The organism is Candidatus Manganitrophaceae bacterium, assembly GCA_016200325.1.
Lineage (GTDB): Bacteria > Nitrospirota > Nitrospiria > SBBL01 > Manganitrophaceae > Manganitrophus.
This window is the reverse complement of record JACQEZ010000020.1, coordinates 423,989-447,203: the sequence shown is the minus strand read 5'-3', so window position 1 is coordinate 447,203 and position 23,215 is coordinate 423,989. Positions and strand designations below refer to the sequence as shown.

General features: G+C 48.1%; 15 protein-coding genes. 3 read left to right on the top strand and 12 right to left on the bottom strand.

Going from position 1 to position 23,215, the window contains the following annotated elements:
• Positions 1 to 387 precede the first annotated feature (387 nt).
• The 10 genes from HY282_19180 to HY282_19135 all read right to left on the bottom strand — a co-directional run bounded on the left by HY282_19180 (position 388) and on the right by HY282_19135 (position 18,651).
• Entirely contained in the window at positions 388 to 2,418 is a 2,031-nt protein-coding gene (locus HY282_19180; protein ID MBI3805883.1) for a TonB-dependent receptor, read from the bottom strand.
• A gap of 623 nt (positions 2,419 to 3,041) precedes the next feature.
• Positions 3,042 to 3,491: a biopolymer transporter ExbD gene (locus HY282_19175; protein MBI3805882.1), complete on the bottom strand. Its 450-nt coding sequence runs from the start codon at positions 3,489 to 3,491 to the stop codon at positions 3,042 to 3,044.
• 2 nt (positions 3,492 to 3,493) lie between these two features.
• Positions 3,494 to 4,189: a MotA/TolQ/ExbB proton channel family protein gene (locus HY282_19170; GenBank protein ID MBI3805881.1), complete on the bottom strand. Its 696-nt coding sequence runs from the start codon at positions 4,187 to 4,189 to the stop codon at positions 3,494 to 3,496.
• Between the two features lie 18 nt (positions 4,190 to 4,207).
• Positions 4,208 to 5,053: an energy transducer TonB gene (locus tag HY282_19165; GenBank protein MBI3805880.1), complete on the bottom strand. Its 846-nt coding sequence runs from the start codon at positions 5,051 to 5,053 to the stop codon at positions 4,208 to 4,210.
• A gap of 171 nt (positions 5,054 to 5,224) precedes the next feature.
• Positions 5,225 to 9,139 (bottom strand): VCBS repeat-containing protein, encoded by a 3,915-nt coding sequence (locus HY282_19160; GenBank protein MBI3805879.1) that lies wholly within the window; start codon positions 9,137 to 9,139, stop codon positions 5,225 to 5,227.
• A 6-nt stretch (positions 9,140 to 9,145) separates the two neighbouring features.
• On the bottom strand, positions 9,146 to 10,759 hold the full coding sequence (locus tag HY282_19155; GenBank protein MBI3805878.1) for a hypothetical protein: 1,614 nt from the start codon (positions 10,757 to 10,759) through the stop codon (positions 9,146 to 9,148).
• Between the two features lie 83 nt (positions 10,760 to 10,842).
• Positions 10,843 to 14,172 carry a tetratricopeptide repeat protein gene (locus HY282_19150; protein MBI3805877.1) on the bottom strand — a complete coding sequence of 1,110 codons (3,330 nt, stop codon included), beginning with the start codon at positions 14,170 to 14,172 and terminating at the stop codon, positions 10,843 to 10,845.
• A gap of 121 nt (positions 14,173 to 14,293) precedes the next feature.
• On the bottom strand, positions 14,294 to 15,307 hold the full coding sequence (tsaD, locus tag HY282_19145) for a tRNA (adenosine(37)-N6)-threonylcarbamoyltransferase complex transferase subunit TsaD (protein MBI3805876.1): 1,014 nt from the start codon (positions 15,305 to 15,307) through the stop codon (positions 14,294 to 14,296).
• Entirely contained in the window at positions 15,308 to 16,114 is an 807-nt protein-coding gene (locus HY282_19140) for a tetratricopeptide repeat protein (GenBank protein MBI3805875.1), read from the bottom strand. It abuts the gene before it with no gap.
• Positions 16,115 to 16,221: 107 nt separating this feature from the next.
• A complete protein-coding gene (locus HY282_19135) occupies positions 16,222 to 18,651 on the bottom strand; it encodes an ATP-dependent Clp protease ATP-binding subunit (protein MBI3805874.1) in 2,430 nt (809 codons plus the stop codon).
• Between the two features lie 184 nt (positions 18,652 to 18,835).
• Between HY282_19135 and bioF the strand changes: the two genes are divergently transcribed.
• The 3 genes from bioF to bioD are packed head-to-tail and all read left to right on the top strand — an operon-like array spanning position 18,836 to position 21,509.
• Positions 18,836 to 20,002 carry an 8-amino-7-oxononanoate synthase gene (bioF, locus tag HY282_19130; GenBank protein MBI3805873.1) on the top strand — a complete coding sequence of 389 codons (1,167 nt, stop codon included), beginning with the start codon at positions 18,836 to 18,838 and terminating at the stop codon, positions 20,000 to 20,002.
• 3 nt (positions 20,003 to 20,005) lie between these two features.
• Positions 20,006 to 20,731: an SDR family NAD(P)-dependent oxidoreductase gene (locus HY282_19125; protein MBI3805872.1), complete on the top strand. Its 726-nt coding sequence runs from the start codon at positions 20,006 to 20,008 to the stop codon at positions 20,729 to 20,731.
• Positions 20,732 to 20,735: 4 nt separating this feature from the next.
• A complete protein-coding gene (gene bioD / locus HY282_19120; protein MBI3805871.1) occupies positions 20,736 to 21,509 on the top strand; it encodes a dethiobiotin synthase in 774 nt (257 codons plus the stop codon).
• Here bioD and HY282_19115 read toward each other — a convergent pair.
• Positions 21,463 to 22,932, bottom strand: coding sequence for a response regulator (locus HY282_19115; GenBank protein ID MBI3805870.1), 1,470 nt, complete (start codon positions 22,930 to 22,932; stop codon positions 21,463 to 21,465). The two genes, bioD and HY282_19115, sit on opposite strands and share 47 nt — an antisense overlap.
• Positions 22,933 to 22,982: 50 nt before the next feature.
• On the bottom strand, positions 22,983 to 23,198 hold the full coding sequence (locus HY282_19110) for a DUF3553 domain-containing protein (GenBank protein ID MBI3805869.1): 216 nt from the start codon (positions 23,196 to 23,198) through the stop codon (positions 22,983 to 22,985).
• Positions 23,199 to 23,215 lie beyond the last annotated feature (17 nt).

Here is a 23,215-nt window from a genome sequence, read left to right as displayed (position 1 = left end):
AAAAAGCCGCAACGGGAGAGAGGTCACTCTCCTCGTCGCGGCTTTTTTGTCTTAAACGACTTCTTTGCCTGCTTCGAGTTATCTCGATACTATACCGCCGCCCGTTCCGGACAGTACCGCAGCGGCACGATTAGCCACTGCTTACACTTCGGACACTTCGCAACGGTTCTCTTTGTCTTGAGATCCGTTTTAATGACGGCCGCCTTAATGACGGCCGAAGTCCCCTCTTCCAAAACATGGATTTGGTATCGACAAAAAGAGCAACGGCCTTGCGGGGTTAATGCCGCAGCATTTCCCTCCGGACCTATCAAACGATCTATCAACTGACCGGCCTCAATATCTCTTTTTGTGTCCCCTCTTAACCTTTGTTTCGCATCCCGGACGGCGCTAGAATCGGGCGGTTAAGGTGACCCGGAATTCACGCGGGTTCATCGGATGTAAATGGATATCATTGTATCCGCCATCATCCGAGCCGGGCGCTTCTCCTTGAAGCCGGGAGGGATAATAATATTCAATGTCACTTACCTTGGAATTGAACACGTTGAACACATCCAGTGCCAGCACCCAGTCTTTGGTGAATTCATATCCGACTCGGGTATCGACCGTCGTCGCAGAATCCGATCGGATGTTATTGTCTTCCGTCAGTGGACGGGGTCCGAAGTAGCGTAGCCGTGCCCCTCCCATAAATCCGGCCAAGTTATTGACAAAAATTCCGGCCGATGCAATTCCTTCAGGAGATTCCGGAATGTAGTGGCCGCCGGGATTATCGACAAAATATGACCAAGAGTAAGCAAAGTCGGCATCGAGAGTGAGCCACGGAGTCGGGGTATAATAATTTGCAAACTCGACCCCTCTTCGGTGACTCGGAGGACCTGCTTCCGTCCCGCCCGCATCTCCGACGAACGTCAATTCGGAGTCGAGGTTTAACACCCAGATCGTCAGCTCGGTCTGCAAGTGGGGAATAATCGCCGTGCGCGTTCCGATTTCGGCTCCCTTCGCGCGGACTAACCCATCGACTTTTTTAGCCGGTTCCCCTGTCGACGGATCAACGGAAATCGTGGTGCCCCGCCCGTCGTTGCTATGAAATCCATAACCGGCATTGACATAAAACTCTGTTTTTGCCCAGGGACCAACGATCATGCTCAGCTTGGGACTGACGATGGAGTCGCTGGCATTACCGGAATTCAACTCATTGTTGCTGATGACATGCCATTGATAAAAATCGGCCCGGACCCCGGCAATGGTCCGTAACTTTTCCATCCACTGGAATCGGTTCTGGAAGTAAACCGCTTCGCTCGTTTGCCGGACATGATCCTGGGAGACGGTGTCGAGGATCTGTCGCGCCACGGTGTGATAAAGTCCTACCTTGGCGATGTTGTCATTGCGGAGTTGAAGACCGATCGTATTGTCCATTTCATGATCGCCGATCTTCCCAAACCAGGTTTGGCTCGTTCTCAGGCCGGTGACCATTCGTCGGTCGGATTGCTGGATTTGATCGCCATTGATCGGGTCATTTAGAAAGTAGGTGAAATCGGACCAGAGATCCAAGCCGTAATCAATTGCATAGAGGTTGGCTCGGGTCACCGAGTTTCCTGCGGTTCGCTGCCACTCGCCCGCGGCACTGTATCGATAAGACTTTCCACCGTCGCTCGGATCCAGCGAGCCGAAGCGATCGATCAACGCGCATCCCCCGACGATACGGCATTGGACGGTGCCGATCGCCCGCTTGGCAATCTGATCGGTCGAATCCCAGTTTCCATGGTATCCCATCACAGTCATCGCAAACTGATTTTCCGCTCCCCCCCAGCTATAACGGAGCAGCCCATTGAGCTTTCGATAGTTGTCCGGATGTTCCCAAGGCCCATCATTGTAGAACCCTTCGAATGCGTAGAGGAGATCGCCCCTTCCGACATGAACAGAACCGGCCAGAAGGGCACGGCGATAGCCATCGGTCCCTGCTTCAAGCTTGAAAATCTGTTTTGGAAACACATTTGCACAAGGCATATTGGCCGCGCCGGCGGCGGAAAAGTCCCCGTTCTCCGCATAATAAGGACCTTTCATATATTGGATGCCGCTAATGACTTCCGGGATCATAAAGTTTAGATCGGAGTAGCCTTGGCCGTGGGCATGCGTCGGCATATTGACCGGCTCGCCACAAACGGTGGTGGCAAAGTCGGTTCCATGGTCAAGTTGAAAACCTCGCAGATAATATTGATTCGCCTTTCCTTCGCCGCTGTGCTGACTGACCTCCAGACCGGGAACCAGCTCCAAGACCTCTCCCGTGCGAGAGAAGGGGCGCTCTTCTATTTGCTTGGGAGTGATGGTCCCCTCGTTCGACGAGTCGGCACTGCCGACCAGATTCTCGGCGGAGTCTGTAACCTCTACCGTGTCCAGCGTCTGCACCCCACCGGCAAACACTTCCGGTACAAATGGATTACCTGCAAAAATCGAGACTCCAGTTACCAATTGGAGGAGGATTCTTTTTATTTTTTTAGCGGATGTAGCATTGCGTGACAAGAGTGTGTCTCCTTATCAGAATGTTTTTATTTTAAGTGCCTGGGTGGAACGCTCTAACTTCTCCGTTCCTTTTCCTTCTTTTCAGTTTCTATTGGATTGTCTCCGCTCAATGGATGGAGTGCGTTGTGGGAGACGGGGTGTTCATGTTCAATCGCCTCATGGGTATATTCATGTGCATGCTCACCCGGTTCTCGGAGTGAGCAGGGTGGTGGTGCATGTCTTTCGTGTGAGGATGGCTGTGTGTGATCTTTTTGTGAAAATGCCGGTGGTATGCTTCGTCACAGGCCATCATTATCCGCAATTTTGTATAATATTTAGGTGTTACTTGAAAAAATTTATTATCTGAATTGTATTACTTTTTTTAAAATAATAACACGATCAGATAAAAAGTCAAACTAAAAAATTAATCTATGGATTTATTGATACAGATAATTATCAGACGAAATCGAAGTGGGTCCTGGAGCGACATGGTCGCTTACTAGAAATGAGGGCACATTAAAAAGCTGGATTAAGTACGGGTGACATCAGGGAGTTGAAAGGGAAGCTGCGGATGTCTCTTCTCCCTTGGCAGGTTCTGTGACAAATGAAATTTTGGTTATACCGGTATTCTGGATCAACGCCATCAGCCGTACAACATGCTGATACGCCAGATCCCCATCCGCGCGCAGTTCCACGGTAGGCGGCTCCCCTCGTGATACTTGCTGTCGCAAGGCAAATTCCAGCTCGTGCCGAGTGATACTTTTACCGTCCAAATAAATTTCTGCGTCTCGAGCGAGACTAATCTTGATTGGATTTTGGATGCTTGATGCCGTGGTCTGTGCTTTAGGCAGGTTTATTTTTACATTGTGCGTTAACAAAGGGGCTGTGACAATGAAGATGATCAACAAGACCAGCATGACATCGACTAAGGGTGTCATGTTGATTTCACTCATTGGCTGGGGAGACCCTCCGCGCTCCAACTGACCAAATGCCATGGCTATCTCCTCTCCGCCGAGACGAGCGATCTCTCGGCAGCTTCGGAAGAAAGACGGATCAATACGTCATGGGCAAATCCATCCATTCCATTTCCAAGTACGCGAAGACGACGAACAAAACTGTTATAAGCGATGACTGCAGGAATCGCACAGGCAAGGCCGGCGGCAGTGGCAATGAGCGCCTCTCCAATCGGGCCTGCAACCACATCTAAACCGGCTGCCCCACTCTGAGAAATCCCTTTTAGGGCCGACATAATTCCGACGACGGTACCAAACAATCCGATAAAAGGAGCTGTATTCCCGACCGTTGCAAGGAGCCCGATCCCCGACTCCAAGCGTGTTGTACAATCTTGGATCGATTGACGTAACACCCGGGTCAATACGTCAGATAAAGATCCCTTAATTTCAGAAGGTCCATCAGGGTATTTTTGATAGTGCTGCAGTGCCTCCAAACCCTTTGCGGTAATAAATGCGAAGGGACCCCCCGCGTCGGATATCTTATTCCCCTCTTTCAAAATATCAAAGTCATCTTGCCAAAACTGCTGCGCATAGAGCTTATTTGCACGGCCCGCCCGCCAAAGCTCTAATGCCTTATAGATGATGATGGACCATGTGAGAACCGATAATGCGACCAGGAGATATAAAACACCGAGGACCAGCGGATCGGAATGCTGTAGACTTTCAAACCATTGAGACATTGCTATTCCTTATCTAAATTAATTAAGCCGAAATCGAATCGGCACGTCGACCCAGGCCGATACCGGCTTACTTCCTTCTCTTGCCGGCACGAAGGACCAGTCTTTAACCGCTTTCAGTGCGGCACCATCCAAAACCGATGCCCCGGAGCTTTGTGCAAGCTGAATAATTTCAGGCTTGCCTTGGGAATTAACCAGTACTCTGACAATAACGGTTCCTTGCAATTTTAACTTCCGGGCAGCCGATGGATAGGGAGGGATCGGATTCTTCAGGTAGTCTGCATCAAAAATAGGACCGGTCAGTTCTCCAGCATTTCCTTGGACCAGACTCGATACCGTATTACTTGATGCATTACCCGAATGTTCGCTCGGGACCCCTTGAGTAGAAGGTTCTGCAGCCGTTCCTTCTTTATTGGGACTAATAAATGGACCTGTCTCCTCCGACTGGGGAAAAAGAGGAACCGACTGAGAGGACTTGGTTTTGGCCTCCTCGATCTCGGCCGGCTTCACAGGCTCTCTCATTGTTTCCGGTTTCGGCGCCTCCTGTGGTTTTACTGTTGGTTTGGGCGCAGGCGCTTCTTTGACGGCGACTTTTGGCTTCGGCTGGGGAGAAATCGTACGCGGAACGGGTGAAATGGGAAGCGGTTGTGGCGGTGTGACTATTGGTTCCGGCGGCTTAACAAGATTGAACTCAAGAGGCCGTCGTGGAACATGGATCTTAATATCTCTTATGATTTGCAAGGCATACCAGCCTAAAACCAGATGGATAGAGAGTGAAGATAGAAGCGCTGCCAAAACAAAAGGATTTCTTTTGATCTGGCCCCCATCGGCACTGGCCAAGCTATTTTCGTATAAGGAAAAGCTCATTTGTTAACACATATTTTTTATTGTGATGCAGAAGGTAATATCTTTTTAAAAAAGATAGCACTACCTGATTCCTCTGTCAAGAAATAAATGAAGACCTGGATAAAAGATACTTTACATGTAATTTCAATTATTTAGCTTAGGTGTGAATGGGATAAATGACGTGATGATGGACTACCTTGAAAGATCCCAGAATAGCCTGATGATATACTCCCCGTTCGCATCGACGTTGAACGAATAATTCCCTGTCATTCTGTCAGACCTTGTTTGAACATCCATACCCAAGAGTTGAATATTCACTAATCCGACAGGAACACCGGCAGGTGGAGGACCGACCGGATCGTAGGTGACGCCGCTGATCGGGATGAAGAACGGTTGTAGCGAGATGCTTCTCAATTTTGTGTATGAGACCGCATCCGCATAGACGTCCACGATGCTATTCCCGGAGCCGCCGCCGGTACTTCGTACGATGAGTATTCCCGGCGGGACATTAAGGATCATAAACTTGCCATTCGACGTGGTGGTCGTTGCGTTGGGTAGGACGTGGCCTCCGGCGTCGAGATAACGGACTGTCCCCACCCGCGTTCCCTCCAAATCTCTCGCCTCTACACTAACACCCCCCGTCGAATTTTCTCGCCCCAACAGGTTTGCTACGTGTGAGCCGATAACCGTCAGATCAAAAAATCCGTCCCGATCCAGATCAGAGATCATCACGGCTTGAGGTGCGGTAAAATTAACTTCCCGGGTACCATCTCCATCGGTATCCCCGAGCAGAAGCGGCGTGGCCGCTGTGAATGTTCCATCCCCATTTCCAAAGAGAGGGAGCAGGGTACTGTCCCCTTGATTTACAACCGCTAAATCGATCCTCCCATCCCCATTAAATTCACCGATACTAATACTGGAGGGGTTGTTTCCAACAGGAATAGAAGGAATCGAATTGTGATTTGCATCCGTGAGCCGATCGAAACCACCGCTGGTATTTCCTGCTAATATCGTCAGGCTATTCTGAGATTTATTTAATACGGCCAGGTCCAAGCGTCCGTCCGAATTAAAGTCAGCCAATGTCATCGCCTCGGGATCCGTTCCTGCAGCAATAACGAGGGGCGATCCGGTGTTCGGGTCACTCAATGGCTGAAATGTTCCATCGGTGCTCCCCAACAAGACAGTAATCGTGCCGCTCCCTGAATTGGAAATGGCCATATCGAGACGTTGATCTTGATTAAAATCTCCGGCGACGATTGCCTTGGGCGAGCTTTCCACCCCATGTCGAACGATGCTGCTGTTCTGATAGATTGGATGGAATGATCCATTCCCATTTCCCAAAAGGACGATGACGGAGTTGTCTCCTTCATTGACGATGGCAAGGTCGGCAATATTATCGGAATCAAAAAATCCAACGGCCAATGCAACAGGATTATTCAGGGGGCTTGGGGCAAGTGGCTGCGGTTGTGGATCTGCATTTACAATGGGGGAAGCAACCGGTGTAAAGTTTCCATTCTTATCCCCAAGAAAAATGGCCAGCATCGGATCGTTCACATTACCTCCTTGGTAGACCACGGCCAAGTCGGCACTGCCGTTTCCATCGAAATCACCCACAGCAATCCCGGTCGGATTTCCCCCTATCGTTAATGGAGGCTTGGTATTCACAAAACTACCGTTTTCATCTCCGACTCCGAACAAAAGAGTCACCGTTCCAGCTGTTTTATTGGTCACGGCCACATCGACAAAGGTGTCTTTATTAAAGTATCCGAGGGCCGCCGCGTGCGTATCTGTTGCGAGACAGGTGCCGCAGATCTTTTGCATAAAGCTGCTTCGAACGGTGGTACCCGTAATGATCCCCTTCGTCCGGTCAAGGCTGACCCCGGTCTCCGCCGCGGCTGTATCAGTTTGACTGCGCGATACCGAGAAAAGGTCGAGGCTCGTCAGCGTATTAATCACACCGGAACGCGGAAAGAAATTATAGGTGTCATGGAATCCCTCTTTCTCCGCCTTAATAATAAATCGTCCGAATGTCTCCAGATTTCCTTGGTATGTCCCATTCCCGGCTACAGAGACAACGTCATTTCTTCCTAGAATTTTTAACCGAGACTGGTCGACCGAAGCGGCTGCCAGATCTGTTACGCTCCCCGACACCGAGATTTGAGCCGGAATCACCTTCGTCATACCGAACTCCAGATAAGTGACGCCGTTTTCAAAGACCTGAACCGTTGTATTCCCAGAGTCATCACCGGAGACGACTGAAAGGTTGATAATCCCTTTCGGAAGGTTAGAAACCCTAAACGTCCCGTCTGCTGAAGTGACTTCACCGCCCGCAAGTGGATTACCATTGAGATCGGTTACCCGCAATGTCACGTTCTGGGCTGTTTGTCCCGTCGTCTGATCGGTCAGTATTCCAAAGACCTCCCCCTTGCTGGAATCTGTGATGCCGGAGGTCGAAAGAATTAAAAGATTCTGTTTGGTCTCTTTATCAAGCATATTTACAATTTGATAGGTATCCGGAAATCCGGCTTTTGATAACTTAACCCGATATGGTATTCCTCCAATTAGAGGATAGCGATCATTGCTGTCCGAATTTTGAGGAATAGTATATTTTGCCGACGAATCACTTTTGGCGTCACTAACAAGGTCAAACGTGTTCTGTCCGTTCTGATTATATGGATATGTTCGAGGAGGGACACCTAGAAAGGTCAACCGTACATCTGTGGACTGATGATCACCTTCATCCGTAACGATGCCAGAGAGTGCCTGAGAAAGTCCGCTTCCTGTATTGAAGATATCTTGGACAAAAACAACACCGGGGAAAGAAGGCGCGACCACCCCTCCGCTGGAAACGCTGACCGTCGCACCCGCTCCGGTGGCAACGCTGCTGAGATAATTGACGGAGAGCTCTCCCTCGGGGAGGTTATATATGAAAAAAAGACCATTCGTGGCGGTCTGGTTCTTATCCGTTGGATCGGCGCAACTTCCCCGTGAACCGTCGACGTAAACGAGAACCGCTCCACCGGAAGCCACGAGGTCGTTTCCATTTCTATCTCTTACAGAAATTTTGGCGCAATGTTGCGGTGTTCCGTCTCCTGCCTTGATCCGTCCGGTGATAATGCCGAGATTCGGATTCACCGAAACTCCTCCACGCGAGCCAATTTCGGCCACATAACTACTGGAGTAACTCTCAACCGTCCGTGTGACATCCTGAATATTGCTCGCCGCCTGAAAAGGGGTGGTATTCAACGATTGGTAAGAGTCCCAATGGCCTGCTTTGCTGACTTTTATGAGGTAGTTGCCATTGGTGCCGATGGAGACGAGGGAGTAGAGTCCATTTGCATCGCTGGTTGTTCTTAATCCGGGGTCGTTGGTGCCCAAGATGGTTAAGGTCGCCTGGGGTACGGCAGTCGATTCATCCTTGGCTTCAATCACGCTTCCAGTCACACCGGCGGTCGAGATCGAAATGGGAACCACTTGAAGTTTTCCAACAGAAATCTTATCTGCAAAAACTTTGATCCGGCCATTTCCTCGGCCGCCGCGAGAAGCCCAGAGGTAAACATCTCCCGGGGGGAGATTGAAGACCGTATATGACCCCGCCACCGAGGTACCCTTATTATTCGAAAAATCCGGAACACCGCCCGGGCTGTTATAATAGATGCTCCCTTTAATACAAATATTATCAAGCGAGACACTCTCCGCCGGACAGACCAGACCATCCGGAAGGACCAGGTTATTGCCGACCCTCTTCCCTTCCATCCGAATGGCCAGGAGGTTCCCCGCTGCATCGGTTATTTTTAATGCGACATCTTGGACCGGGCTTCCATTGAATAATATTTGACCGCTGATAACACCGAGGCCGAGCCGCTGACTGTCTTGGGCGGCAGCCAGGAGGGTGAGCAGATCTGCTGAGGAGATAATTTGAAGATTTCCATCTGGATTGTCCCTTGTAATCGGTCCTGCGCCGGTCTTAAAGTCGAAAAGGTAAGTTTCTGAGAATGGAACATCCCTGACACCGCTTGAACTGGGCCCCCCCGGAAAAGTCTGGGAATTACAACCAGTAAAAAATAGCAGTAAAAGGACTGCGATATATACAACCGACTTCCTCATATAATTTCAGAAGCTGTAGGTTACATCCCAGAAGATGCGATCATTGTTATCGAAGAAGCCGACAAAATGAAATTCGCCTGGGAGACCCGTTCCTATTTTCCCTTCAAAAATGTCGACTCCAAATGAGACACGAAGGCGATCGGTAATGTTATAAATAGTTTTGGGCCTGATAAGCCAATCTTTATCGTTTAAAAAATAGAGGAGAAGCAGATTCGCAGACCAGACGTTATGAATAAATTCTTTGCGAACGAAAAGTGCCCCGACGGTATCTATCTTGTCTTGAATAATTTCATTTTGATAACCGAGGATATACTGTTGGATGGCAGCAGGAGAAACATCCATCCCTAAAAAATAGAGATCCATTCCAACCGCATACTTAACATAGTCTCTCTGCACCTCTCCTTCATTTGTTAATACGCCATCTCCGAGCCGAGCCCCAAAAACCTTACCGCTCACATAAGCGGCCTCCGCATTTAAAACAAACCCAGGGAATGTCTTAGAAAAAGTGGTTCCATAGATACGAAGACGGTTATACTTTGGCCTAAAATCGACGGAAGGCGAAAGCGCAAACTCTCCAGATCCTGCAATGGATCGGAATGAAGATGGAAAATCATCCCAGGTATAAAAATAACTGGCTGAGAGCTCAAAACCTGAGAACACACGCGTATATTTCAGTGCAACCTCGGTATTTTCAATGTTTTTCGGAAAATCGCTATAAGGCTGTTTCGGTTTTTCTAGGTCGGGAAGAAATCTAAACTGCTCCCATTCACTGGCGCGGGGTGCTGGACGATGCCCTCGCACCTCTGGAATGATGATCCCCTCGAACGTATTCGATCCTAAATAAAGATCTCCTTTAATCATAAAAAGAGGAATATATCGGTCATCGATGTCTCTTAATATCAATTCATAGAAATCGAGTGGGTTAATTTCATCTGTAACACGGGCTCCCTCAACGACGCCCCAGCGGACAATCTGCCTTCCGATGCGGAGGTCGAAGTTTTGAAAATTCATATCGAGATAGAGTTCCTTCAGCTCAACTCGATCCTTGACAATTTCAACGTCTCGAACGTTGTTGCTGTCCAGTTTGGAGACTTGCTCAGGGGACAATTGATCAAGCAAGATCGTCTCGGGCCCCTTTCTAGGACTAACGACGTCGACACTTTCTACGTCATATACCGCGTCGTAAAACGCGCGAATCCTTCCGGAAAGTTGGATTTTGGGAGCAATGCGATAGTGTCCTTCCAAGTGGAGAATGTTCAAAATCTTATCGAAGCCGGTGGGGGTCACGACCCGGAAGGCCGTCTCATTGCGCAGATACCCTCCCCATGTTAGATCACTGTTTAAATTTTCCCAAATTCGATTAAAAAGGGGGGAAGGCGGAGCGGGTTTATTTTCCGGGCCAGGTTGAACTTCGTGTTCCTTCCTGGGTGAGGGAGTTTCCTTCTGTTCAGGGGTTTTGATACTTGGGAAGATATCCTCCACATCCTGCCCAAATGCTGCTCCGTAAGACAGAATTATCAAGGATAGAAAACAAGCGTAAAAAAGTGAGCTTACATGGATGGAATCGTCCTGCCGGGTTGTCTTGGGATAGAATTCTTTTCCTAATGGCGAGAAGGGCATTTTTCACTCGAGGGTATACTTCAAAGGTATCAGACGACTTAAATGCTGTCAACATTTTAAGCCCTTGTTATTATTGGCTAATTTCAAAATGACCAATTCAAAAAGAGATTAATCAGTCTCTGGCTATAATCACCTAGAGAAGAGGCTTGTCCGGATAGCCTTTGCTCTACGGTTACCGCCCCCGATGTCAGATTTGAATAATTTCTCTGTTCTGTGTAACTTGCACCAATGGTCAGGTCGCTTTGTAGAGAATAGGACAGACTTAGATTTAAGCTATGAAAGAAGTTTTCGCGATGAATGAACTTCCCTTGTAATAACAATGCAAGTGAGTCAGGATTCGTGAATTGAACCCGCTCCAGATTGTACGAGACAGTCCCCCTTACATTGGATGTGAAGCTTCGATTATAAGAGATTCCCAGACCATGGGTGCTTGACGCCTGGTCCTTCAGCCTTGCATCATTACTGAGAAATCGATACGATAATGTAGAGCTGCTTATTCCCCAATCCTGTGTCATACCTAAACGGATACTTTGTCTAATCGCATTGAAGTTTTGATTTCCATACGATGCGAAATCATCATAGCTGTAGTCGAAACTCATCGTCGACGGAAAACTCCCTCTCTTAACAAGGTTGAAAAGGACCACTTGATCTAAACCGGTCGGACCACCCCGCGCAACTCCGAGGCTGGCATTGTAACCAAAAGAGAGAGAATACGGTAATCGATGAGAGACCGAAGTGATCGAAAAGGTTTCGTTGCTATAGATCGTATTCGATCGATAGAAAAAAGTGTTTTGGGTGCTTAACCCAATCGGCAATTGGTACCGTTGATCTTTCTTTAAATAATAGGTTAGAGAAACGCCCAGGTTTGATGAGAGGTCTCCCTGAGGCTTTGACGATCCGGCCGGATTGCTATTATAGCTAAGGACCACTTGGTTCAAGACGACATAGAGCCGTTTTGCGAGGGGGGTCAGCCGTTCCTTTATCCAGATCGACTCTGGAGAATCTTCCTTTCCGAGCAAGGATAGGCTTCCTTGGTAGATTCCTATCGCAACTTCGGTCTCTCCCATTTTCTCGTAAACCAACCCGAGGTGTTGGTTCGCTTGGATATGGGACGGGTTGATTTCTAAAACCCGTTTATAATATCGAAGCGCTTCTTTTTCATTTCCAAGATTTTCATAAGAATAACCGATCAAATAAAGGCTATTTATGTCGGATGGGTAAAAGCGGATGACTCTTTCCAACGATTCAATCGCCGCATTGTAATCCTGTTCGGCCATGTAGCGGGTGCCTCGGTTAAAATATCTTTTTGAATCCTTTTCATTTCGCATTTTTAATTTGACCCGTTCCAATTCGGACTGCGCATTTAGTCGAAGGGGGTCCGGAAGGGTATTTGTGGCCATTGCTGATTCAAATGCTTTTTTTGCATCCTCCCATTGGGAGGCAGAAGAATAGAGAAAACCCAATCGATATTGTGCCTCGCCATCCTCGGGATCTTGCAAAGAGATCGTGTTAAATTCAGCAAATGCCTCCGTCGTATCCCCGTTTTTCACGTAAAGAACACCGAGCCTCATTCGTATCTGAGTATTATCGGGTGCCAAGGAAAGCGCTTGCTTTAAGAGGTCGATCGCAGCCATCCATCGACCACTTTCTGTTTCCTTGTCCCCCTTTTTTATAATGGGAGTTGTCTTTTGTTCAATGCCAAAAATCTTCTCAGAAAGTTGCTTAAGCTGATCTCGAATCTCTTCGGTTGGATGGAGCGCATCTGCCTGTTTCAACCTTTTAAAAGCTTGATAGAGGTATCCCCTTTCCTCATATAGTAAACCGAGACGTTGATGAGCCAGTGCAAACTTGGAATCAAATTCAATGGTCCCAAGTAGCTCATTGATGGCCAAATCGATTTTACTGTTTTGATAGTACAATTCACTCAGACGATAATGTAATTCAGACTTCTCTGGATAAATGGCCACCGCTTGTTGTAGAAAAGAAAGCGCTTCCTCATTCTTCCCTTCATTTAAAGAGATCTGACTCCGCCGGTAGGCCTCTTCAGCATTAGATTGCGCTACGCTTTCAATCTGTCCTGCTCTGAAAATCAACTGCTCAAGCTCTCTACGAAACGGATCTCCTTTACCTAAAAGATCCCTGGCTTTTTCATACTCCGTTTTCGCGCGGCTGTAGTAACGGATCAGCTCATAAATCTGGCCAAGCCGTTGATGTGCCGCCGCATAATTTGGATCATTCTCAATTGCCTTTTTAAAAGAGATTTCGGCCAGATCCAGTCGATTCTTTTGTGCCCAGAGATTGCCCAAATTAAAATAAGCAAGACGCTGATTGGGATTGAGTTTAATCAATCCTTGAAGCGCTATAATGGCCGCATCAATGTTATTCTTTTCCATTTCTTTAAGACTTCTCTCCAGAAATGGTTTTTCTTCCAACTGATCTTCGACGGCATTTAGCTTTTCTTCGAGAGATTGCGCCTCCGATCCCTCTCTGTCCTCCAGAAAAAAAAGGGCCCTTTCCAACTCCGTTCTCGCTTCTGGGAGATCTCCTTTTAATTGATAAAGTTCTGCAAGTCGAATACGAGAATCGGTCAGACCCGGTTTAATGCGAAGCGATTCTTTAAAACTGTTTGTCGCTTCATCGAAGCGATTCTGAATCCCCAACACAACACCGAGTAAGTTGTATGTTTGTGCGTTGTTTGGTTCTATCGAAAGCATCTCTCGAAATGCGGCCTCCGCCTCTAAAAAGCTGCCTTTCCGAAGCGCCGACATTCCCCTCTCTGAACTCTCTTTGAAGAGGAGTGTATTTTCGAGATTTTCAATCCGTGTTTGAATTGTCCTCTCTTGATTCGGATAATTATTCGACAGATAGAGATAGGCCTCTTCGTATTCATTAATGGCCTCGATTAAATTGCCCTGACCCTCGTAAATTTCCGCCAGGCGAAGATGTGCCGCCACCAAATCAGGCTTGAGTTCCACTGCGATATTCAGCGTGCGGATTGCCAGATCCACTCTCCGCGTTGTCGCAAAGATACTTCCCAAGTTAAAATAAGCAAATGGATTCTCACGGTCATCTTTTAATACCGCACGGAAAAGGTCTTCTGCTGTCTTGAGGTCCCCTCTCTGCAAGGCTTCCACGCCTTTCCCAAACAGATCGGGAGAGAGCTCTTCCGAATAGCAGTTAGCTTGTAAAATAGGAGCGAGGGAACATAAAATTGAAAGGAAATATGGCAGGCAAAATAGAACTCTTTTACTCACATGCAAGACCCAATTTATATTGCCCTCCGGATGGCTTATTACAAGTGTGATGATCTCCCGGACCTTCAATATGATGAACTGACTTAAGATATTGAGATTTTCTTTGACTGATAATATTCCGAGTTTCAATACAGTTAGAATCAGCCTATCATAAGGCATGAAAATGTCAACGAGAGCGCCACTTTCTCGACGAAAGGATACCCTGATTAGATAGTCGATGTCGGAATCTTGGTTTTATGTATGAATTAAAATAAAGGAGAGAAAAACAGGCAGGGTGTTTCTAACTTGTTAATTCCCAATTCGGTTTCGGATTTAAACCAAACGTAGCGAAATGCTCTTGTTCCAGATGAATGAGACCCGCCATTGCAATCATGGCCCCATTATCAGTGCAATAACGAGCGGCTGGAATATAGGTCGCTACGCCCTCTTGTTTTCCAATCTCGGCAAATCGCTTTCTCAATAGAGTGTTCGCTGCAACACCCCCTACAAGCATCATACTTTTTGCCTTTTCATTCCTCACCGCTGAAAGCGTCTTTTCAATCAAGGCGCCCACAATGGCTGCTTGATATCCTGCAGCAATATCGGGATGCAGATGGACATACTCTTCAGGAGTTCTGCCCAACTTTGAGAGTGTATGCATCAGCGATGTTTTAAGGCCGCTGAAACTAAAGTCTAAATTGGCGGAGGACCGGTAGGGTCGGGGAAAAGAGATATGATTCGGATCTCCTTTCTGAGACAGACGGTCAATGATCGGTCCGCCGGGATATGAATATCCCAGCATTCTGGCTCCCTTATCTAAGACTTCCCCTGCCGCATCATCGATCGTCTTTCCAATCAATCGATAATTGCCTCGCTGAGGCATAAAGTAAAGATTCGTGTGGCCACCCGACACCACCAAAGCAACACATGGAAATTCTATATGAGGATGCTCAATAAAAGTAGAAGAGATATGTCCTTCCAAATGGTGTACGGCAAGAAGTGGAACCTTTAAAGCGTAAGAGAGAGATTTTGCAATTGAAACACCGACCAACAATGCTCCGACCAAACCGGGTCCTGCCGTAACCGCGATCGCGTTCACCTGCCCATATGAACAGCCGGATTTTTGAATGGCTTCGCGGATCAATGGTCCAATTGTTTCGACATGTTTCCGACAGGCCAGTTCCGGTACCACTCCTCCATACTTACGATGGAAGTCCACCTGAGATGAGAGCAAATCGGAGAGGATGACACCGTCATCTTTAATGAGTGCGACCGCCGTCTCATCGCAAGAAGTTTCAATTCCTAAAATAATCAATCAAAGACCTCGGAGTTCTTTCAGGCGGGATCGGACTTGAGGAACAAGGTCGCTCTGGGCTTCACCTTGTAGATCGATAAAAAGTTGATATTCCTTACGAGCCGTTGAAAAGTCACCCTTTCGCTCTAACAATGTCGCATAATTAAGATGAAATGCCGCAATCTCCGGCTTGATTTTTATTGCTTTTTTATAATGAATGATGGCCTCGTCAATGAAACCCATTTGATCATGAATGAGACCGATATTATTCTCAGCTTCTGCATATTTCGAATCGAGATGGATCGCCTCTTGATAATGACTTAAGGCTTCCTTTGGTTTTCCTTGTTGCCGAATGACCAATCCTAAGTTATTGTGCGCAATCGGAGAAGATGGAATTAATTCAACTGCTTTTTGGAATGCTTCATACGCATGATCAAATTCTCCCTTTCGGTAAAAATTTATTCCATTCTTTAACGCTCTTTCGCCGTTTGCATTTTCCGTTTTAATCTTGATCTGACCTTCTTCTGCTTGCAATACCGTTGCAGAAGTATTTTGTTGAGAGCGCTTTTTCTCAAAATCGATTTGAGACGGCGATATCGCAACACTAGGCCCGCTCTTATCGGGAGGTCGCGACACGTTGATTGCCTTATATTGATAGGCGAAGAGAAAAGATAATAAAGCGAGAAAGGAGACTCCAATGGAGATCCAAAAATATGGACGCGACTGCGGTGTGGAAATCGTCAGGTGAAGTACCCGTGGCGTCGACTCTTGTTTCTCTGCTTCCCCTTCAGTCGCCGCTTTCTTTAAAGCCTCATGAATCAGGCTCATTGAGCGTCTCCAGATACCTGCACCACTCCAGGGCCTATAAAAGAATACGGTATCGAAATCTCTCTCGATACCGTATTCCACGACCCATTATTATCAATCAAGTAGTATTACACCCCAGCCATCGCTTCTTCTTCAACGAAGGAAGGCGCATTATCCTTAAGAACGACCTTAATTCTCTTGGCATCCTTAATGTGTCCCTTGATGATCTCCTCAGAAAGAAGATCTTCAATATTCTTCTGGATGCAACGACGCATTGGGCGAGCGCCATAAGCCGGCTCGTATCCTTCATGAATCAACCACTGTTTCACCTCTTCCGTCAGGTCGAGGTGGATGGCCTTCTCAGCCAATTTCTGGTTCAACTCATTGATCTGGATATCGACAATTTTCTCAAGGTGTTTCTTCTCAAGCGGATGGAAAATGACGATATCGTCGATCCGGTTTAAAAACTCCGGATTAAAAGCGCGCTTTAGCTCGGTATGAATGGCGTCTTTCATCCTAGAAAGCAGATTTCCATCCGACGTTCTCTGAAAGCCAAGTGTTCCTGTTTTATCTACCATCCGGGTCCCTAGATTGGAGGTCATGATCAAAACAGTATTCTTGAAATCAATCTTACGTCCCAAGCTATCTGTAAGACACCCATCATCGAGCACCTGAAGCAGCAGGTTAAACATATCCGGGTGTGCCTTTTCAATCTCATCGAAAAGAACCACGGAATATGGTCTCCTTCTCACTTTTTCGGTAAGCTGCCCACCTTCTTCATAACCGACATATCCCGGAGGGGCTCCGACCAATCTCGAACTTGAGAATTTTTCCATATACTCGGACATATCAATTCGGATTAACGCATCATCGCTATCAAATAGAAATTCAGCGAGCGCTCGAGCCAATTCCGTTTTTCCAACACCGGTCGGTCCAAGAAAAATGAATGAACCAATTGGCCGACGGTTACCCTTCAAGCCGGCCCGAGATCTCCGAATCGCCCTTGCCATTACCGAGATTGCTTCTTCCTGTCCCACGATTCTCTTATGGAGTTCATCCTCCATATTGAGCAATTTCTTTGATTCTTCTTCTTCCATCCGGAAGAGAGGAATCCCGGTCATTTTTGAGACGACATAAGCAACTTCTTCTCGGCTAATGCTCGGCTTATTCTTCTCTTGATTCTTCTTCCACTCTCTCTTTGTTTCCTCGACGAGCTTTTTCAGCCGTTCTTCTTCTTCTCGGAACTTTACCGCTTCTTCAAAATTCTGCAGACGGATGGCAAGATCTTTCTCCCGTGAAACTTTCTTTGCCTCTTGCTCAAGAGATCTTAGATCTTCCGGACGTGAGTACGCCATAAGCTTCGCCCGCGAGCCAGCTTCATCAATCACATCAATCGCCTTATCGGGAAGGAACCGATCTGAAATGTAACGGTCAGACAAGCGGACTGCTTCTTCCACCGCATCGTCGGTGATAGAGACGCCATGGTGTTCTTCATACCGATCTTTGAGTCCCTTAATAATCTGAATGGTCTCTTCCGGCGAGGGAGGCTGAACAAAAATCGGCTGGAACCGACGCTTAAGAGCAGAGTCCTTTTCAATATGTTTTCGGTACTCATCAAGGGTGGTGGCGCCAATACACTGAATCTCGCCCCTGGAGAGGGCCGGCTTCAACATGTTGGAGGCATCAATGGAGCCCTCCGCCGCGCCGGCACCAACCAAAGTATGGAGTTCGTCAATGAAGATAATAATATTCCCCGCGGTCACAATTTCTTTCATGACCACTTTGAGGCGCTCTTCGAATTGCCCACGATACTTTGTACCTGCAACCAGGGAACCAAGATCAAGCGCAATCACCCGCTTATTCAAGAGCGTATCGGGAACATCCATTGTGACAATCTTCTGTGCCAGTCCTTCAACGATGGCGGTCTTACCGACACCCGATTCCCCGATTAAAACCGGATTGTTTTTCGTCCGACGGCTTAGAATTTGAAGCACTCGTTCAATTTCGTCGTGACGGCCGATGACTGGATCTAAAGTACCCTCCGCCGCAAGTTGGGTTAGGTCGCGACCAAACTCATCCAGTGCGGGGGTATTGCTCTTTTTATCTTTTTCGCGGGGTGTTGTCTTACGAAGAAGGTTAATCGTCAGCTGCCGTGCTGTTAGAAGGTTGCCGCCTAAGCTCCGGACAATTTTTCCGCCGATTCCCTCTTCTTCTCTTAACAGCCCCAACAAAAGATGCTCACTGCCGATATAGTTATGGCCGAGAAGCTTTGCCTCTTCTACGGCATATTCAATGACCTTCTTAACACGCGGAGTAAACGGAATTTCACCAAAGGTCATGGTGTTGCTCCCGCTCGGCAGATTTCGCTCAATCTCTAAACGAATCTGCTCGACCGACAGCCCCATTTTTTTGATTACGGCAAGAGCAATTCCGTCCCCTTCTCGCAACAGGGCCAAGACGAGGTGTTCTGTTCCCAGGTAGTCATTCTGATGTCGCTCAGCTTCTTCACGGGCAAGAATGATGATTTTTCTACCTCTATCCGTAAATTTCTCGAACATCCCTCCTCCTTCTCACCTGAGCTTTTTTCGAGCTTTTTTCAAGGACTTATTAAGACTTGTAACGACTATAACCTTACGAATTCATTCTAACCCGCTAGCCCTGGGTTGTCAAGGGATTTCTGGGAAACGAGGTTGACAAAACCCCTTGGATCGATTAACAATGGCGGCAAAAAGAGACTCCTAAATGCTTCACTTCGAAAAAGAAATTTCCATCCTCGAGCAAGAGCATCTTCTTCGGAGCCTACTTCCGATTGATTCGTTCTCCCCGACAACAATTGATCAAAACGGGAGACGACTCCTTCTTTTTTCTTCAAATGATTATCTTGGATTAACCACTCACCCCGCTCTGAAATCAGCCGGGATCGAGGCGATCCAAAAATGGGGAACCGGTGGAGGGGCGTCCCGCTTGATTTCAGGAAATCTCCGCCTCTATACGGAACTGGAACAGCGCCTCGCGAGACTGAAATCAACGGAATCGGCCCTTGTCTTCCCCACCGGATATACAACAAATCTAGGTGCACTGGGGGCCTTTATTCAAAAAACCGATCTCATCCTCTCCGATCGATTAAACCATGCGAGTCTCATAGACGGCGCGCGTCTGTCAGGCGGCACATTCCGTGTTTATCGACACAAAGATACTGAACAGTTACGAAAATTGCTGAGCCAACGAAAATCGACACAGCGATCATTCATCGTAACGGACGGTGTCTTTAGTATGGACGGAGACATCGCTCCCCTGCCTGAGCTTGCCACTCTGGCGGAAGAATTCGACGCCCTGATTTATTTAGATGACGCCCATGGAACCGGGGTATTGGGACCCCATGGGGGGGGGACCTGCGACCATTTCCAAGTTTCAAATCGTCGGATCATTCAAATGGGGACGCTCAGCAAAGCCCTCGGTGGACTCGGTGGCTTTATCGCAGCGGACCGTCTTTCAATCCAATATCTGATCAACAAGGCGCGTCCATTCATTTTTACCACAGCCCTTCCACCTTCTGTTGTAGCCGTCGCCATCGCTGCCCTCGACTTGATTGAGCAAGCGCCGGGAATTCGCCAGCGACTCTGGAAGTTGGCAAACCACTTTCGTTATCAAGCTCAGCAACTCGGTTTTAATATTTGCGGCAGTGAGACACCGATCATTCCTATTCTCATCGGGAAGGCAGAGACGGCTCTTGTCTTTTCTCAAAAATTGCTGGGTGAGGGAATATACCTTCCTGCTATTCGCCCGCCGACCGTTCCGGAAGAAGGCAGCCGCCTCCGGGTCTCTATTATGGCAATCCATACGGAAGAACAAATTCAAACGCTGCTGAGCGGGCTCGAAAAAATCGGCAAAGAACTCCGAGTCATCTAAATCATGTCAACTTCCGTTACCCTTATTACAGGTGGATCCGGCGGCCTTGGTCAAGCCCTCTGCCACTCGCTTTGCGGCGTCGGACCTATCGGCATTCATGTTCACTCCAATATCGAGAGGGGAGAAGAGAGCCTCCGACTCCTAAAAGCGGCAGGGACCGAATCGACACTCTTTACGGCCGATCTACGCGATTCTAAATCTGTTAAGAAAATGTTCGACGACCTCTTGATGAAATGGCAACGTCTCGATCTGCTGATCAACAGCGCCGGGGTCATTGACGACCACCTCTATGCAACATTGAATGAAGCAGCCTGGGATCATGTATTGGACATTAATTTAACGGGGGTCTTCTACTGCCTTCGGGAGGCCGGACGGATCATGAAAACGCAGGGGGGTGGACATATTGTCAATGTCGCTTCGCAGAGCGCTTTTACAGGGCGGATCGGCCAGGCCGCCTACACTGCGTCGAAGCGGGGCCTCATCGCACTGACCCACTCTGCAGCAAGAGAATGGGGAGCCTATGGAATTCAGGTCAACGCCGTTCTGCCCGGCCTCCTTGAGACCAGCATGAGCGCTTCTCTAACTCCCGCTCAAAAGGAAAAAATTGTAAATGAGAATCTATTAAAAAGGCCTTCCACCCTGCCGGAGGTCTCAGGATTTATTCGCCACCTTGCCCAAATGAAGCATGTATCCGGTCAGATATTTAATCTCGATAGCAGGATCTACTAGTCTCATGGAAGAGGGAATTTTTATTGCCGGAACGGATACGGGCGTCGGAAAAACGGTCATTGCCGGGGCGATTGCCCGTGCACTTTCCTTGACCGGTGTAGATGTCGGAGTCATGAAACCGGTTGAAACCGGATGCCAGAAGAAAAATGGAAAGCTGGTTCCATCCGATGCAACCTATCTGAAGGCCGCCGCCCGCACAAGGGATCCGATTAAATGGATCACTCCTTACCGCTTCCAGTCCGCGCTGTCGCCCCGCGCCGCCGCTCTCCAAGAAAAAAAAGAGATCAAGTTGGAAGAGGTGCTCCGGGCCTATGATCAACTCCGCCGGCGTCACGCTTTCATCATCGTTGAGGGAGCAGGCGGACTCCTGGTCCCCTTAACGGCTCATCTCGATCTTCTCGACCTCATCACGTTGCTAAATCTCCCTGTTCTCCTCGTCGGCAGGAGCGGGCTCGGAACGCTGAATCACACGCTGTTGACACTCCGCTGTGGATCAACGGCGGGAATTCGATTTACAGGAATCATCTTCAATCAAATCACCCCATCCCGCTCCCTGGCCGACGAGACCAATCCAGCCAGCTTGGCCGAGCGGACCGATATCCCTCTGCTGGGTGTCCTCCCTTATTTCAAAAAAAGCGGAAAGAAAGAAAGGGAAATTGAAAGATCCGAGAAGTTACTCATGGCAAATCAGCTGTTGAAGAGGACGGTGCTTGGCTGGACGTACAATCGTTCTAGCGACTCTGGTGAGAGTGGGACCGGAGTTGGTCTTCTTGAATAATCTGAATCAGGGTTTCAACGATTTTCGGGTCAAACTGACTTCCGGTGCATCGGCGTAATTCGGCGAAAGCGATCTCCATCGGCAAGGCTTTTCGATACGGACGATCTGAAGTCATGGCATCGAATGTGTCTAGAATCGCGATAATCCGAGCGCCGATCGGAATTTCTTCCCCGGAGAGTCCCTCCGGATAACCCTTCCCATCAAAGCGTTCCTGGTGGTAATAGATAATTGGAACGACCGGATTCAGGAAATCGACCCCTTTAATGATTTCGGCGCCCAACATCGGATGGTCTTTCATGACTTCATACTCTTTATCTGTTAATTTACCCGACTTGTTCAAAATCAATTCATGAATACCGATTTTACCGATATCATGAAGGGCCGCGCCATAGCCGAGATGCCGTTTCTCTTCTGTAGAGAGTCCCAATCGCTCGGCGATCGCAAGCGCATACTGGACCATCCGATCGCAGTGTCCACGTGTATAAAGATCTTTTGCCTCTATCGCCTGGGCCAAGGCCTTCATCGATTCAAAGTGCGATCTCTCCAATTGATCGAACAGCTTAGCATTCTCGATGGCAATGACCGCTTGCCCAGAGAGGATAGAGATCAATTCCATATCACTCTGGTTGTATGAAACATTTCCTGCATGTTTAAAAAGACTTAAAACCGCAGATATTTTTCCTTGATAAGTCAGTGGAACTGAAATAGACGATGAGAATCCCGACCTCATTAACAAAGCGCCCATTTCGAAATCGAAACCTTCTCCTTCCGTACAGACGATCGCCTCCATCCCCTCCGCTGTTCGTCGTCCGATCTCCTTAATTAAGTGGACAACCTCTCCAGGAGAACCCAGCTGAGGGAAAGAAGCCCGGATATCAAGCGTGCCGGTCTCATCGTCTTTTGACAGGAGAACCGCCAGATCCGACTTCGTCTCCCTAAAAGCAACTTGGACGATCTGCTCGAAAAGGGCGGCGGGATTCACCTCCAACAAGAGATTCTGACTGATGTCGAACAATGGCATCAAGAGCTTGAGTCGGAGATTTTCCTTCATCAAACGATTCTTTTCCAGCGTTTCCTGAATCGCCTGTAAAAGTTCTTGTTGAGTGAAAGGTTTAACGATGAAGGCCTGGGCGCCGACATGAAGGGAGTGAATGGCTTGATCGAGGCGCCCATGTCCGGTGATGATAATGGCGGGGAGGTCCTGCTGAAATTCTCTAATCGACTGAAGAAGCTGAAGACCGTCCATCTCCGGCATCGAGATGTCGGTCATCAAGAGATCGAACGTCTCATTCTCGATGGCTCGCAGCGCCCTGCTGGGGCTGTCGACACAGGTTGGTTGGTAATCATGTCTCGTTAAGATCTCTTCACATAACAGGCGGATATTCGCTTCATCGTCCACCACCAAGATCTTTTCTTTTGCCATCTGTATCTCAGCGTTGATGAGTGAAGTCAAAGAAATCTATGGAAAGGAACCTACGAAAGACGAATACCGGCGTAGTAACAACAGTTGTGGTCGTCCAAATTATTGATAAAGGAGCGCTCCTTCCCATCTTTGAAAAGGATTCGAACCATGCAGAGCCCTCCCGACACCTCAGAGTTCCGTTCTTCTACGACCATGCCTCCTCCCCATTCGGGGAACTGGCCATGGACGACCCGATCTCCCACTTTCAAATAGAGTCTGCGTACCATGACCTTCAACCTTTAAA

Excerpts from the sequence above, each read along its gene's own strand:
- bioD (MBI3805871.1), top strand. The coding sequence starts at position 20,736 with ATGGAAGAGGGAATTTTTATTGCCGGAACGGATACGGGCGTCGGAAAA.
- bioF (MBI3805873.1), top strand. The coding sequence starts at position 18,836 with ATGCTTCACTTCGAAAAAGAAATTTCCATCCTCGAGCAAGAGCATCTT.
- HY282_19165 (MBI3805880.1), bottom strand. The coding sequence starts at position 5,053 with ATGAGCTTTTCCTTATACGAAAATAGCTTGGCCAGTGCCGATGGGGGC.
- HY282_19175 (MBI3805882.1), bottom strand. The coding sequence starts at position 3,491 with ATGGCATTTGGTCAGTTGGAGCGCGGAGGGTCTCCCCAGCCAATGAGT.
- HY282_19140 (MBI3805875.1), bottom strand. The coding sequence starts at position 16,114 with ATGAGCCTGATTCATGAGGCTTTAAAGAAAGCGGCGACTGAAGGGGAA.
- HY282_19155 (MBI3805878.1), bottom strand. The coding sequence starts at position 10,759 with ATGCCCTTCTCGCCATTAGGAAAAGAATTCTATCCCAAGACAACCCGG.
- HY282_19125 (MBI3805872.1), top strand. The coding sequence starts at position 20,006 with ATGTCAACTTCCGTTACCCTTATTACAGGTGGATCCGGCGGCCTTGGT.
- HY282_19110 (MBI3805869.1), bottom strand. The coding sequence starts at position 23,198 with ATGGTACGCAGACTCTATTTGAAAGTGGGAGATCGGGTCGTCCATGGC.
- HY282_19135 (MBI3805874.1), bottom strand. The coding sequence starts at position 18,651 with ATGTTCGAGAAATTTACGGATAGAGGTAGAAAAATCATCATTCTTGCC.
- HY282_19170 (MBI3805881.1), bottom strand. The coding sequence starts at position 4,189 with ATGTCTCAATGGTTTGAAAGTCTACAGCATTCCGATCCGCTGGTCCTC.
- HY282_19160 (MBI3805879.1), bottom strand. The coding sequence starts at position 9,139 with ATGAGGAAGTCGGTTGTATATATCGCAGTCCTTTTACTGCTATTTTTT.
- HY282_19115 (MBI3805870.1), bottom strand. The coding sequence starts at position 22,932 with ATGGCAAAAGAAAAGATCTTGGTGGTGGACGATGAAGCGAATATCCGC.
- HY282_19150 (MBI3805877.1), bottom strand. The coding sequence starts at position 14,172 with ATGCCTTATGATAGGCTGATTCTAACTGTATTGAAACTCGGAATATTA.